Source organism: Amycolatopsis sp. NPDC023774 (assembly GCF_040639695.1).
GTDB lineage: Bacteria > Actinomycetota > Actinomycetes > Mycobacteriales > Pseudonocardiaceae > Amycolatopsis.
In genome coordinates, this window is sequence record NZ_JBFAAJ010000006.1 from 172,651 (window position 1) to 185,125 (window position 12,475).

At 72.3% G+C, this 12,475-nt stretch carries 11 protein-coding genes; 2 read left to right on the forward strand and 9 right to left on the reverse strand.

Translation table 11 applies throughout. The features are described 5' to 3' along the window. Positions 1-3: 3 nt before the first annotated feature. Entirely contained in the window at positions 4-309 is a 306-nt protein-coding gene (locus tag AB0F91_RS16995; RefSeq protein WP_360598462.1) for a hypothetical protein, read from the reverse strand. Between the two features lie 230 nt (positions 310-539). On the opposite strand from AB0F91_RS16995, the gene AB0F91_RS17000 reads away from it, so the two are divergent. Next, positions 540-2,348 (forward strand): coagulation factor 5/8 type domain-containing protein, encoded by a 1,809-nt coding sequence (locus tag AB0F91_RS17000; RefSeq protein ID WP_360598463.1) that lies wholly within the window; start codon positions 540-542, stop codon positions 2,346-2,348. A 66-nt stretch (positions 2,349-2,414) separates the two neighbouring features. Here AB0F91_RS17000 and AB0F91_RS17005 read toward each other — a convergent pair whose 3' ends face one another. From AB0F91_RS17005 to AB0F91_RS17035, 7 genes are all read right to left on the reverse strand, one after another. Continuing rightward, positions 2,415-3,032, reverse strand: coding sequence for an RraA family protein (locus AB0F91_RS17005; protein ID WP_360598464.1), 618 nt, complete (start codon positions 3,030-3,032; stop codon positions 2,415-2,417). Positions 3,033-3,133: 101 nt separating this feature from the next. After that, positions 3,134-3,787, reverse strand: coding sequence for a GPR1/FUN34/YaaH family transporter (locus AB0F91_RS17010; protein WP_360598465.1), 654 nt, complete (start codon positions 3,785-3,787; stop codon positions 3,134-3,136). A 750-nt stretch (positions 3,788-4,537) separates the two neighbouring features. Continuing rightward, a complete protein-coding gene (locus AB0F91_RS17015) occupies positions 4,538-5,389 on the reverse strand; it encodes an LLM class flavin-dependent oxidoreductase (RefSeq protein WP_360598466.1) in 852 nt (283 codons plus the stop codon). Between the two features lie 67 nt (positions 5,390-5,456). Then, positions 5,457-6,887, reverse strand: a complete 1,431-nt coding sequence (locus AB0F91_RS17020) for an alpha/beta fold hydrolase (protein WP_360598467.1) — start codon at positions 6,885-6,887, stop codon at positions 5,457-5,459. A gap of 95 nt (positions 6,888-6,982) precedes the next feature. After that, positions 6,983-8,239 carry a bifunctional 3,4-dihydroxy-2-butanone-4-phosphate synthase/GTP cyclohydrolase II gene (locus tag AB0F91_RS17025; RefSeq protein WP_360598468.1) on the reverse strand — a complete coding sequence of 419 codons (1,257 nt, stop codon included), beginning with the start codon at positions 8,237-8,239 and terminating at the stop codon, positions 6,983-6,985. A gap of 107 nt (positions 8,240-8,346) precedes the next feature. Next, positions 8,347-9,243 (reverse strand): hydroxymethylglutaryl-CoA lyase, encoded by an 897-nt coding sequence (locus AB0F91_RS17030; RefSeq protein ID WP_360598469.1) that lies wholly within the window; start codon positions 9,241-9,243, stop codon positions 8,347-8,349. A 9-nt stretch (positions 9,244-9,252) separates the two neighbouring features. Then, entirely contained in the window at positions 9,253-10,470 is a 1,218-nt protein-coding gene (locus tag AB0F91_RS17035) for a CoA transferase (RefSeq protein ID WP_360598470.1), read from the reverse strand. 160 nt (positions 10,471-10,630) lie between these two features. Between AB0F91_RS17035 and AB0F91_RS17040 the strand changes: the two genes are divergently transcribed. Next, positions 10,631-11,137, forward strand: coding sequence for a flavin reductase family protein (locus AB0F91_RS17040; protein WP_360598471.1), 507 nt, complete (start codon positions 10,631-10,633; stop codon positions 11,135-11,137). Here AB0F91_RS17040 and AB0F91_RS17045 read toward each other — a convergent pair. Then, the gene (locus AB0F91_RS17045; RefSeq protein WP_360598472.1) at positions 11,121-12,152 is read right to left on the reverse strand and encodes an AraC family transcriptional regulator; all 1,032 of its coding nucleotides are present in this window, start codon (positions 12,150-12,152) and stop codon (positions 11,121-11,123) included. The genes AB0F91_RS17040 and AB0F91_RS17045 overlap by 17 nt on opposite strands. Positions 12,153-12,475: the final 323 nt, after the last annotated feature.

The window sequence follows — 12,475 nt, forward strand, 5'->3', positions numbered from 1 at the left end:
ACGCTACTGCTTGCCCATCGACCGGCGGATCTCGGCGAGCTTGTCCTTCGCGGCCTTGTCTCGGTCGGCGATCTTCTTGTCGAGCGACTCGATCGTCTCCGGCCCGCCGATGCCCGCGAGCTCCTGCGCGCCCACCGAGGTGTTGTAGCGGTTCTCGATGCGGTCGCGGACGAAGTCGAACGACGGCACGCCGCCCTCGCTGTAGTCGGGCCCGGGCAGGTCCGCCGCCGGAACGCCAGAGCTTGCCGGGCTCTCGACGATCTCGGCGTCCACTGGCTCCTGGCTGTCGCCGGGCTGGTTCTTGGTCATGTGGCTCTCCTGCCGTCGCGGTCCCCACCCCCGACCCTAGCCGTTTCCGCAACCTGTCGCCTTTGCCCGGTAGCTGCGCGACCGCGGTGTTCAGGACTTTCGGCTGTCCCGGTCACCGACAGCCGCCTTGACACCGGTGAGCCCGGCTCGGAAATGTCGATGCCGCACGGATTCCTCGGCCCGCACACGCCGCCACGTGTCGTGTCGTGTCGAAAGGACGGTCCTCCTCAGTGCCAGCACAGTCCGAACACCCCGACCAGACACTCGCGAGAAGAAGCTTCCTGGCGCTGGGCTCCGGCGCCGCCCTCGCGGCGACGTCCGGGCTCGCGTTCGCGAGCCCCGCCGCGGCCGCACCCACGGCGGAAACCCCGAAACAAGCCCCGTCCCCGGCCACCCACGCCGCCGGCCAGCCCGACTTCGGCCCCAACGTCCACATCTTCGACTCCGGTACCGCGAACATCCAGGCCACCCTCGACGCCGTCTACGCCCAGCAGCGCGGCAGCCAGTTCGGCGAGGGCCGCTACGCGCTGCTGTTCAAACCCGGCGCCTACTCCGTCGACGTCAAGCTCGGCTACTACACCCAGGTCGCCGGCCTCGGCCTGCAGCCCAGCGGCGCCAGCATCACCGGCTCGCTCGGGGTGGAAGGCGACGCGCACGGCAACGGCACGCTCGTGAACTTCTGGCGCGGCGCCGAGAACCTCAACGCCGTGCCGAAGAGCGGCGTCGACACCTGGGCGGTCTCGCAGGCCACCTACTACCGTCGCATCTACCTGCTCGGTGACCTCAAGCTGTCCGACGGCGGCTATTCCAGCGGTGGGTTCATCGCCGACTGCCAGCTCACCGGCCAGGTCAATTCCGGCACCCAGCAACAGTGGCTCACGCGCAACTCAGTGGTCGGCTCGTGGGTGGGCTCGAACTGGAACTTCGTGTTCGTCGGTTCGCCCGGCGCACCCGCGACCTCGTTCCCGACCCCGCCGTACACATCTGTCGAGCGCACGCCGGTGATCTGCGAGAAGCCGTTCCTGTACGTGGACGGAGCCGGCGCCTACCAGGTGTTCGTGCCCGCCGTCCGCACCAACGCGGAGGCCACCAGCTGGGAGGCGCGCAAGCCCGAGGGCACGTCGCTGCCCATCGAGGCGTTCCACATCGCCAAGCCGGCGGAGTCCGCAGCCGACCTCAACGCCGCCCTCGCGAAGGGCCAGCACCTGCTGCTCACACCGGGGATCTACCACGTCGACCAGCCGCTCACCGTCACGCGCGCGAACACCGTCGTGCTCGGCCTCGGCTACGCCACACTGATCCCGGACAACGGCGTCACCGCGCTGGACGTCGCCGACGTGGACGGCGTGCGCGTCGCCGGCCTGCTCGTGGACGCGGGACCGGTCACGTCCGACCCGCTGATCCGCTTCGGGCCCGACGGGTCGCGCCGCGGCCACGCACGCAACCCGAGCTCGATGCACGACGTGTTCGTGCGCGTCGGCGGTGCCGGCGTGGGCAAGGCCAAGCGGTGCGTGGTCGTCAACAGCGACGACGTGCTCATCGACAACATGTGGCTGTGGCGGGCCGATCACGGCGCGGGCGTCGGCTGGGACGCCAACACCTCCGACGTCGGTCTGGTCGTGAACGGCTCGGGCGTGATCGCCTACGGTCTGTTCGTCGAGCACCACCAGAAGGCGCAGGTGCAGTGGAATGGCGAAGGCGGCCGCACCTACTTCTTCCAGAACGAGATGCCCTACGACCCACCGAACCAGGCCGCGTGGATGGACGGGCCCCACCGCGGTTTCCCCGCCTACGCGGTGGGCGACAACGTCCGCACGCACGAAGCGTGGGGCCTGGGCAGCTACTGCATCTTCGCCGAGGATCGCACGATCGTGTCCGACCGGGCCATCGCCGCGCCGCAGCGGCCGGGTGTGCGGTTCCACAGCATGATCACCTTCTCGCTCGGCGGCGGCCAGGGCACGATCGCCCACGTCGTCAACGAAACGGGTGGCCCGTCGGACGCCGTCACGGGCCTGGCGATGCTGAAGTCGTACCCGTAAAGGCTGCTCCGGACGACGAAAACCGCGCCGCGACCGTCCACTCTCGACGGTCGCGGCGCGGAACCCTCAGCCTTCGAACCCGCGCTCCTTCAGGATCGCGTCGATCCGGGCCTTGTGGTCGGCGTCCCATTCGTCGAGCGTCTGCGCCTCCTCCTTGGCGAGCCGGGCCTGTGCGGCCAGGAGGATCCGCTCCACGTCGGCGGCCGGCGTGACCACGACGCCCTCCTCGTCGGCGGTCACGATGTCGCCGGCGTGCACGGTGACCCCACCGCAGCTCACGGGCTCGCCCAGCGGCGCGACGGCCGCCTTCGTGCCGGGGATCGGGATCAGGCCGCGAGCGAACACGGGGAACCCCAGTTCGCGCACCTCGGCGAGGTCGCGGATCACGCCGTCGAGCACGAACGCCGTGATCCCGTTGCGCTGCGCCACGGCGCAGACGTTCCCGCCCGCCAGCGCGTAGTCCAGGTCGCCGGACTCCACCACGACGATCGAGCCCACCGGGGCGCGGTGGATGGCCGCGTGCAGCATCAGGTTGTCGCCCGCCGGGCACTGGACCGTGTAGGCCGGGCCTGCGACGCGCGGCACCGGGCCCCACAGCGGGCGCACGCCGATGTCCATCACCTGGTCGCGGCTCAGCAGGTCGGCGAGGGTCGTGGTCGGGATGCCGCGGAATCCGTCGGGCATGGTCCTCCTGTCACGTCTTGGTGTCCCCTGGGCGAGACCGCGATCGTCGCAGGAAAGTGCCCCGGAGTCGCGGACTCCGGGGCACGTGTGACGCAGTTCGCTCAGTGCATGATCGGCGGGCCGAGCGGGAGCGCGGACCCGCCCGTGGCCGTCGAGGCCGAGCTGAAGAACAGGTACACGCCGACGGCGGCGAACACGAGCACGACGTACCCGCCGACCTGGAGGATGCCGGCCGAGCCCTGGAGCGTGCCGACCAGCACGAGCACGAGCGCGACCTCGATGAGGGCGAACAACAGGGTGTAGGCCACCGGCAACCGCAGGGTCGCGAGCGTCAGCATGCCGACGATGACGAGCCAGGAAATGAGGAACAACCCCTGGGTGTCGACGGCCGCTGTCGCGTCGATCCCGAACCAGTTGTGGGTCAGGCCGAGCACGAGCAGTGCGTAGCTCAGCCAGAACCCGGAGAAGATGGCGAACACGCCCGCCACCGCGCTCTGGCCCACGGCGGCGGCCCAGACCGCTGCGATGAGCAGTCCGAGGCCGGTCGCGGCGATGATGACGGCGAGTGACGCGCCGACGGCGGTCGCGGGCACGTAGCCGATGAGGACGAGCCCCAGCGCGACGGATCCGACGATGAAACTGGGCAGACCGACCATCATCGGGTCGGCGGCCGGGGGCGCTTCGGGGGCGGCCTCCGCAGTGTGCTGGGCAGGTACTCGGGGGACACTTTCGGCACTGGTATCGAGGGTGGTCATGAGCTGGCTCCCTGGTCGGGCATCCGGAATGTGCCTGGTCGTGTGCCTGGTCGTCGCGGTGGCACATCGCTCGGTATACGCCTGTCCCCGGAAGGCGGGAGTCTCATTTAGAGACGCTGCCGACCAGGTGGAAACCGGGGCACACCGCCCACATCCGGCCGCTACGCTGCAGTGATCGCCCTCACAGGACCCGGCGAACGCCGCCGCGTCGCGCTTCACGCGGAGCAACGACTGGGCCACGAAACGGCGTAGCTGCGGCTACGCCGAGCGGATCCCGCAAGATGCCACGCAGAGTGACCGCCGGGGTGCTCCGCCCGGGTGCGTGTTTCCCGTCCCGCCCGGCCCTGGAGGTCGTAGTCCGCTCGGACAGCCACGGGCCGGGCGCCCGGGCCGATATCCGCGCGCGCAGGTCCCCGCTGCGGAGCCGGCCCACGGTCGGGCTCCTGGCCCGCTTCGCGATCGCCGGGGTGGTCGTGCTCGCGGCACTGGCCGGGCTCATCCCCCAGTGCCGGAGGGATCGCTGGTCCGCGTGAAGGTCTGGGCCGACGGCACGATTCTCTACGCCGCAGCCTCCGCGCTCAACGGCGAGCGCTACCCCGGCAGCGCCCGGCGGCCGAGGCGCTGAGCGTGCAGGGAGCGCGTCGGAGTTCAGTGACCTGACCTGTGCGGGCCGCGCTCACCGGCCTCGGCGCATAACGGCGCGGCGGGCAAGGGCCCGGCGCGCCCCTCGGCCGCGCCGTGCCCGCCGCGTCAGAGGACGATCTCGGCCAGCCGCGCGACGTCGTCGAGGTCGTCGGTGGTCGGGGACGACTTCACGGTTTCGCGCAGCACGTGGGTGCTGCCGTGCACGCCCGCGGACACGAGGTCGGCGTACTGGGGCCCGGCCACCGAGTAGTAGTGGTTGGCGTTGGCGCGGCCCTGCGCGACGTCGCCGAGCGCGAAGTAGGCGATCGCGACCAGTCGAGGTTCGCTCTCGCGGCCTTCCGCGCGCCACGCTTCCCGCGCGGCGTCGAATGCGGGCACCACCTGCGGCGCCGGCATCGCCTCCGCGACGTACCCCTCGCCCACCGGGCCATCCGCGCAGCGCGGCGGGCGCGAATCCGCCGAACAGCATCGGCAGCGCGACCGCACCACCCGGAACTCCCGCGTTGTCCCTGCCCCGACGGGCTTGCCCGACCACAGGTCGCGGTACGCCTCGAGTGCTGCGTCCATCCGCTTGCCGAGGCCCTTCGTGCTCGTGCCCTCGACCACGAAGTCGTCGGGCCGTCCGCCGACGCCGAACGTCAGCCGCCCGCCGGACACGGCCTGGATGCCCGCGAGCTCCTTGGCCAGCAGCGTCGCCGGCCAGACCGGCGCCAGCATCACCGTGCTGAGCAGCCCGATCGTGCGCGTGGCACCCGCGGCCGCCGCCAGCGCGACGGTGTCGAGCACCGCCGGGTAGGCGATGCGCCCGACCGTGCCGAGCGTCGAGAACCCGGCTTCCTCCGCCTTCGCCGCCCACGCCGGGATCACCGTCGCGTCCACTTCGCGCACCTGGTTGGGCAGGCCGATACCGATTTTCCTGCAACTCCTCGTGGTCGTGGTGGAACCCCCGGTCAGCATGATCGAAGTCCGCCCGGGGGCCTGCCACTCCACCTCGTGGGTACCCGGCTGCCGGGTCCACAAAGGACTATCCGGAACAGGTGCCGTTCGACGTCGTCCCGGTGGTGAAGAACTCGACGCCCTTCGCGGCACACGGGAGGTGGGCGAACGACGAGTGCACATCGTCGGCCACGGTCAGGAGCGCGCCGCCGACTTTCGCCTGCATCTCACGCGCCCACGGGAACGGGGTGTTGGTCTCGTACCGGTGCCCGACGAGCTGCAGCGGGCCGGAACCGCGCACGAGCTCGGTGGGCTGCGGCGCGAACGGCCACCCGGCGCACCGCGCGTCGCCCCCCGGTTCGTAGGCGGCCACGGGGTACCGGGCGGCGAGCTCGCGCCCGTGCTCCCACGCCTGGTCGATGTCGCGGGCGCCGGGGGAGTCGTTGCAGTTCACAGCAGCCAGGACGAACCCGATCTCCCCGTCGCGGTAGCCGACGTCGAACCCGTTGCCGGCCGGCGCGGACGCGGGCGGGGCCGTGGTCGCCGGCGGCTTCTCGTCGCGGGCGGCGGCGAGCGCTTTCGCGGCCGTCGCCCAGTCTGCACGCGAGGCGAGCAGTTGCCGGTTGGCCCAGTGGTCATCGCGGTCGCCCAGGGGCTGGGCCGCGAGCCGGCTCTGCAGCGCGAGCAGAACGTGTGAGACGGCCGGGGCGGTGCTGCCGAACCCGTAAATCGCGTCGCGCTCGGCGAGCCAGCGCGTGAAGTCGTCGAAATGCGCTTCGGACGCGGCGGTCTGGTCGTCGGACCGCGCGACCGCCTCGCCCGGCGCTAGCACGGAGTCCAGCAGCATCCGGTCGACGTGGTCGCCGAACAGGCTGCGGTAGGCGGTGCCGAGCGCCGTGCCCCACGAGTTGCCGAAGTAGCCGATCTTCTCCTCGCCGAGTGCCTGGCGGATCACGTCCATGTCGCGGGCGACATTGGCCGTGGTCATCGACCGAGCGAGGTCGGGGTCCTTCCCGGCGCAGGTGCGCACGCGGTCCGCCACGATCTTCGCCTGGTCCTTGAAGCGCTGCTCGGCGGTGCCGGTGGCGGGCGGCCGCGGCACGTTCGCCGGATCCAGCTCCGGGCAGAGGATCTTGTCGCTGTAGTCCGAACCGCGGATGTCGAAGCCGATCAGGTCGTGCGTGCGGCCGATGCCGGCCAGCTCAGTCCGGGTGAGCTCGTCCGGGAACGTGGTGCCCTGCTCGCCGGGGCCGCCGGGGTTGACGAGCACGACGCCTTGCCGGTGCGCCGGATCGCTCGCGCGGACACGGCTGACGGCGATCGTGAGCTGCCGGCCGCCGGGCTGCCGGTAGTCCAGCGGTACGCGGACCGTCGCGCACTCGCTCGCTTCGCCGTTCGCCCAGCCTTCGGCGATTTTCGCGCATTGCTGCCACTGCAAGCCTTGCGCCGGTGGCGGCGCCACCGCCGTCGTGAACGGCACCGCCAGAACCGCCAGCACCACGGCCGCACCCTTGGCCACTTAGTCCGCCTTCCCGTCGTCGGTTTTCGTCGAGACCGACGGTGCCGGGCGGGTGTGCGCGGGCTGTCCGCGGCGCGTACCGGTTCGGTAACGGCTCAGCCGGTGCTCTCGCCGACGTCGAGGGTGTGGCCGAGGCGCTGCTGCTTGGTCCGCAGATAGCGCAGATTGTGCGCCGTGGCGGCGGCGGGCAGCCCGACGCGGTCGACGATCTCGAGGCCGTAGCCGTCGAGGCCGCCGTATTTCGCGGGGTTGTTGGTGATCAGGCGCAGGCGGGTGATGCCGAGGTCGGCGAGGATCTGGGCGCCGACGCCGTAGGAGCGGGAGTCGACGGGCAGGCCCTGGGCGGTGTTGGCGTCGACGGTGTCGAGACCGGTCTCCTGCAGGGCGTAGGCGCGGATCTTGTGCCCCAGCCCGATGCCCCGGCCCTCGTGGCCGCGCAGGTAGACCACGGCGCCCGCGCCCTCGGCGGCGATGGCGCGCAGGGCTTGTTCGAGCTGCGCGCCGCAGTCGCAGCGCAGGGAGCCGACGATGTCGCCCGTGAGGCACTCGCTGTGCACGCGCACGAGAGCGCCGCGCGGGCCGCGGCTCGCGGCGGCCGCGTCGCCGTGGACGAGGGCGAGGTGCTCGGTGCCGTCGGTCGTCGAACGGTAGGCGACGGCGCGGAACTCGCCGAAGAGCGTGGGCATCGAGGAGGTGGCGACGTGCTCCACGAACCGTTCCGTGGCCCGCCGGTAGCGCACGAGGTCGGCGATCGCGAGCACCGGCAGGTCGTGCGCGGCCGCGAACCGCGTCAGCCGTTCGCCGCGGCACATCGAGCCGTCCTCGGCGACGATCTCGCCGATCACGCCCACCGGCTCCTGCCCGGCCAGGCGCAGCAGGTCGACGGCGGCCTCGGTGTGCCCGGCACGCACGAGCACCCCGCCTTCCCTGGCGCGCAACGGGAACACGTGCCCGGGCCGCCGCAGCTCGCCGGGCCGGGTGCCGGGTGCGGCGAGCGCGCGCAGCGTCGTGGCCCGATCCGCCGCCGACACGCCGGTGCCACTTCCGACGTGGTCGGCGGTTACGGTGAACGCGGTGCCGTGGGCGTCGGTGTTGTCCTCGACCATCGGCGGCAGGCGCAGCGCGTCGGCGCGCTCGGCGGTCATCGGCGCGCACACGATGCCGGTGGTGTGGCGCACGACGAACGCGAGCCGCTCCGCGTCGGCGACGGCGGCGGGCAGGACCAGATCGCCCTCGTTCTCCCGGTCGGCCGCGTCCGTCACCACGATCATCCGGCCCGCCGCGAGCGCCGCGACCGCGCGCTGCACCGCGAGCGTCGAGGGCAGGCCGGCCGGGGTGCGGGGCTGGGTCATCGTCGGCTCCTGGAAGGTCGGTGGTCGTGGGCGTGGCGTGAGGCTACGAGGACCGCGGCCGCCGGGATAGCCGTAACCCGCAGCGGAATGGCCGTTGTGCGTATCGGTCAGCCGCGCCCGCGGGGCCGGTTCGGTCCGCCCGCGCGGTAGAGGTTGCTCGGCAGCTCATGCCCCACGGCGCGTTCCACCACGGCTGCGGCTTCGAGCACCTTGCCGAGGTCGACTCCGGTGTCCACACCGGACTCTTCCAGCAGGTACACCACCTCCTCGGTGGCGATGTTCCCGCTCGCGCCGGGCGCGAACGGGCAGCCGCCGAGGCCGCCGACCGACGCGTCGATCTTCGTGACACCCGCTTGCAGCGCGGCGAGCACGCACGCGAGCCCGGAGCCGCGGGTGTTGTGGAAGTGCACGCCGAGTTCGACGTCGGGGCACGCCTCGCGCACCCGGCCCAGCAGCTCGGTGACCCGCCCGGGCACGGCGGTGCCGATGGTGTCGCCGAAACACAGCTCGTCCGCGCCGAGGTCGACGGCCCGCCGCGCGAGGTCCACGGTGCGGCTCACCGCCGTGCGCCCGTCGAAAGGACAGTCCCACGCCACGGCGAGAATCGCCTCGAGCCGCCCACCGGCGTCGTGCGCGAGCTTCGCGATGTCCGGCACCGCGGCGAGGGCCTCGTCCGTGGTCCGGCGCGCGTTGGCGAGGCTGTGCCCGTCGGACGCGGAGATCACGTACTCGAGGTCGGCCATCCCGGCGGCCACGGCCCGGTGCGCGCCGCCGCGACCGGCCACCAGCGCGGAGAACGCGAGATCGGGCCAGCGGCCGAGCTCGGCCGCGAGCTGCTCGGCGTCGGCCAGCGCGGGCACGGCGGCGGGGGAGACGAACGACGTCACCTCGACGCGCCGCACGCCCGTGGCGGCGACGGCGTCGACGATGTCCAGCTTGGCGGCCAGCGGGATCGGCGCTTCGAGCTGAAGACCGTCGCGCAGCCCGACTTCACGCAGGTTCATGCTTGCCCCTCAGACGATTCCGGCTTCGGTGAGCGCGGCCAGCTCGGCGCCGGTGAGGCCCAGCAGTCCGGTGTAGACCTCCGCGTTGTGCGAGCCCGGCCGAGCGGGTCCGGCCCAGCGCACCGCACCCGGCGTGCCGCTCAGCACCGGCATCACCCCGGGGCCCAGCACTTCCTTGCCGATCGCCTCGTCGAAGTGCGGCAGCAGCATGTCGCGCGTCTGGAACTGCGGGTTGGCGACCACGTCGGCGACGGTGGCGACCGGGCCGACGACCACGCCGGCGGCTTCGAGGATCGAGGTGAGCGTGGCGGAATCGTGGCGCGCGGCCCATTCGCCGACGAGCGCGTCGAGCCGGTCCTGGTTGCGCCCGCGGGCCCCATGGGTGGCGAACCGCTGGTCGGTCACGAGGTCTTCGCGGCCCATCGCCGTGCACAGCCGCGCGAACACCGTGTCCTGGTTGGCGGCGATGACGATCCAGCGTTCGTCGGCGCAGCGGTAGAGGTTCGAGGGCGCGAGGCCGTCGAGCCTCGTACCCGACGGTTCCCGCACCAGCCCGGTGGCGTCGTAGTCGGGGATCACGGACTCGAGCATCGCCAGGCACGCCTCGGCCAGCGCGACGTCCACCACCTGGCCGCGCCCGCTCGTCCCGCGCGCGTGCAGGGCCGCGAGCACCCCTTGCGCGGCGAACATCCCGCCGAGGGAGTCGCCGAGTGACAGCGCCGCGCGCGGCGGCGGGCCGCCCGGGAACCCGTTGAGATAGCGCATTCCGCCGACGGCTTCGGCCACCGACGCGTAGCCGGGCCGCGCGGCGTGCGGGCCGGTCTGCCCGTAGCCGGAGACGCGGGCGAGGATCAGGCCGGGGTTGCGCGCGGCCAGCACCTCGAAGCCGAGGCCCCAGCGCTCGAGCGTGCCGGGGCGGAAGCTCTCGACCACGACGTCGGCGGAGTCGGCCAGGCGCAGGAACAGCTCCCGGCCCTCGGGACGGCGCAGGTCGAGCGTGACGCAGCGTTTGTTGCGGGCGTGGACGGTCCAGAAGAAGTGGTGCCCGTCGAGCTCGGCCTGGCCCCACCCGCGCAGCGGGTCGGGCCGGTCGGGGGCTTCGAGCTTGATCACGTCCGCGCCGTGGTCGGCGAGCAGCCGGCCGCAGAACGGGCCGGCGATGAGCGTGCCGAGCTCGAGGACGCGGATCCCGGCGAGCGCGCCGGCGGGGAGGTCGGTGGCAGACACGACGCACACCGTAGGAACGCGGGCGCGCGGCGAGATATCCGATCGCGGTGGCGGACTATCCGTCCCGTGCGCCGCCGCGGAAACCGGTCAGCGCGCCGCGGCTATTCGCCCGCGGTCGGCGGATGGTGCCGGGACGGAACTGCTCTTACCGTTGCGGCGCATGGACAACCGGACACGCACCGAGCCGCCGCAGGTCGAGCCCACGCACATGCGCGAGGTTCTCGGGCACTTCGCCTCCGGCGTCGTGGTCGTCACGGCCATCGCGCCGGGCGGCCCCGCCGGGTTCACCTGCCAGTCGTTCAGCTCGCTCTCCCTCGACCCGCCGCTGGTGTCGTTCGCGCCTGCCCGCTCGTCCACGAGCTGGCCGAAGATCCGCGCCGCCGGCCGCTTCTGCGTCAACGTCCTCGCCGAAGGCCACGCCGGGCTCAGCACTGCGTTCGCCCGCTCCGGAACCGACAAGTACGCCGGCGTCGAGTGGCGTCCGGCCCCGTCCGGCGCGCCCATCCTCGAGGGCGTCGCCGCGTGGATCGACTGCACGCTGGAACACGAGTACGCGGGCGGGGACCACACGATCGTCGCCGCCCGGGTGCGGGCGCTGGGCGCGGATCCCTCGCGCCCACCGCTGCTGTTTCACCGCGGCGCCTACGGAATCAGCGCGCAGAACTGATCGCGGCTCCGACCGAGACGGCCCGTAGCGTTTCGCGCGGCAGCTCACCGAAGCGTTCCCGGTACTGCTGCGCGAAGCGGCTCTGGTGGAAGAAACCCCAGCGCAGCGCGATGTCCGTGACACGCGTGAGGGCGGGATCGCTGCGCAGCAGCTCGGCACGCACGTGGTCGAGGCGGATGCGCCGCAGGTGGTTCATCGGCGACTCGCCCAGGACCTGCTGGAACGTGGCGTGCAGCGTGCGCACACTCATGCAACCGACCTTCGCCAGCTCCTGCGGCGTGAGGGGCTCGTCGGCGTGGGCCTCCATGTACTCGATCACCGGGCCGAGGCGGCTCTGGCGCACGGGGTCGTCGGGCGCCGCGAGGTCGTCGGCGAACTGGTGGCGCCCGGCGTGCAGCAGCTGCGTCATCACGAAGGCTTCCAGCTGCTCTCGCGCGATCGGCATGTCGGCCAGGCCGCCGGGCCGTTCCAGCTCGCGGGCGAGGAACTCCACCGACGAGAGCAGGGTGCTGCCGGCGGGCGTGGTGAAGTCGATGCCGAAGTCGAAGTCGAGCACCTCGTCCACCGGGCGGTTGAGGTGCTCGCCGAGGTGGGTCTCCAGCGTCCGCCGCCCGATCTTGAGGATCAGTTGCTCCGCGTCCGGTGACCACCGCACGGTGTTGACCTGGTCGGGCAGCAGCACGACGCCGCTGGTGCGTGCGCGGGTGGTGGCGCGCCGCCCGTCGGTGCGGTCGGCGTCGGTGCGGCCGTTGATGGTGAGGTTGACGTGGTAGCAGTCCTCGGTCGGCGGCATCACGAGCTTCGCGCACGACTGGTAGCTGAGGTAGCCGACGGTGAACATGCGGTCCGCGGTCGAGTTCAGCGTCATGTCGAGCTCGTTGCCGGGCACCGTCAGGTCGTGGTCCAGGTAGATCCTGGTGACCGCGTCGCGGGCCTCCTCGAGCGAGCGGGTGCCGAGCACCCGGTAGCGCGACAGCGGCGCCTCGGCCGGGACGCCCTCGGGACGGGCAGCCATCCGACACCTCCTTGTGTCGTTCATCTGCTCTGTGTCGTCGATCTGCTGCGGGTCGTGGTCGTCCGCGCGGTTCCGTTCGGGCCTCGGCGAGCAGACCGGTGATCGGGGCAGCTCGACAGTAGGTGCTCTCCGCGGCCCCCTACTAGCCCGAAAGCGCGTGACGCTATCCGCTGAGTGCAGCACTGCCCGGTTGCGTGTGCTTCTTGTCTCGCCGGGTGGGACGGGCACCTTCGCACGGAGCGGATCCGAGGCTGCCGTCCGGGGATATCGGCGGGCCGCCGTCGATCCCTAGCGTTTCCCGGCATCCCCAGGTCCAGCCCCCT

What these genes read in the sequence shown, in the direction of transcription:
- AB0F91_RS16995 (WP_360598462.1), bottom strand. Translation starts at nt 309, where the DNA reads ATGACCAAGAACCAGCCCGGCGACAGCCAGGAGCCAGTGGACGCCGAG.
- AB0F91_RS17005 (WP_360598464.1), bottom strand. Translation starts at nt 3,032, where the DNA reads ATGCCCGACGGATTCCGCGGCATCCCGACCACGACCCTCGCCGACCTG.
- AB0F91_RS17010 (WP_360598465.1), bottom strand. Translation starts at nt 3,787, where the DNA reads ATGACCACCCTCGATACCAGTGCCGAAAGTGTCCCCCGAGTACCTGCC.
- AB0F91_RS17015 (WP_360598466.1), bottom strand. Translation starts at nt 5,389, where the DNA reads ATGCTGACCGGGGGTTCCACCACGACCACGAGGAGTTGCAGGAAAATC.
- AB0F91_RS17025 (WP_360598468.1), bottom strand. Translation starts at nt 8,239, where the DNA reads ATGACCCAGCCCCGCACCCCGGCCGGCCTGCCCTCGACGCTCGCGGTG.
- AB0F91_RS17030 (WP_360598469.1), bottom strand. Translation starts at nt 9,243, where the DNA reads ATGAACCTGCGTGAAGTCGGGCTGCGCGACGGTCTTCAGCTCGAAGCG.
- AB0F91_RS17040 (WP_360598471.1), top strand. Translation starts at nt 10,631, where the DNA reads ATGGACAACCGGACACGCACCGAGCCGCCGCAGGTCGAGCCCACGCAC.
- AB0F91_RS17045 (WP_360598472.1), bottom strand. Translation starts at nt 12,152, where the DNA reads ATGGCTGCCCGTCCCGAGGGCGTCCCGGCCGAGGCGCCGCTGTCGCGC.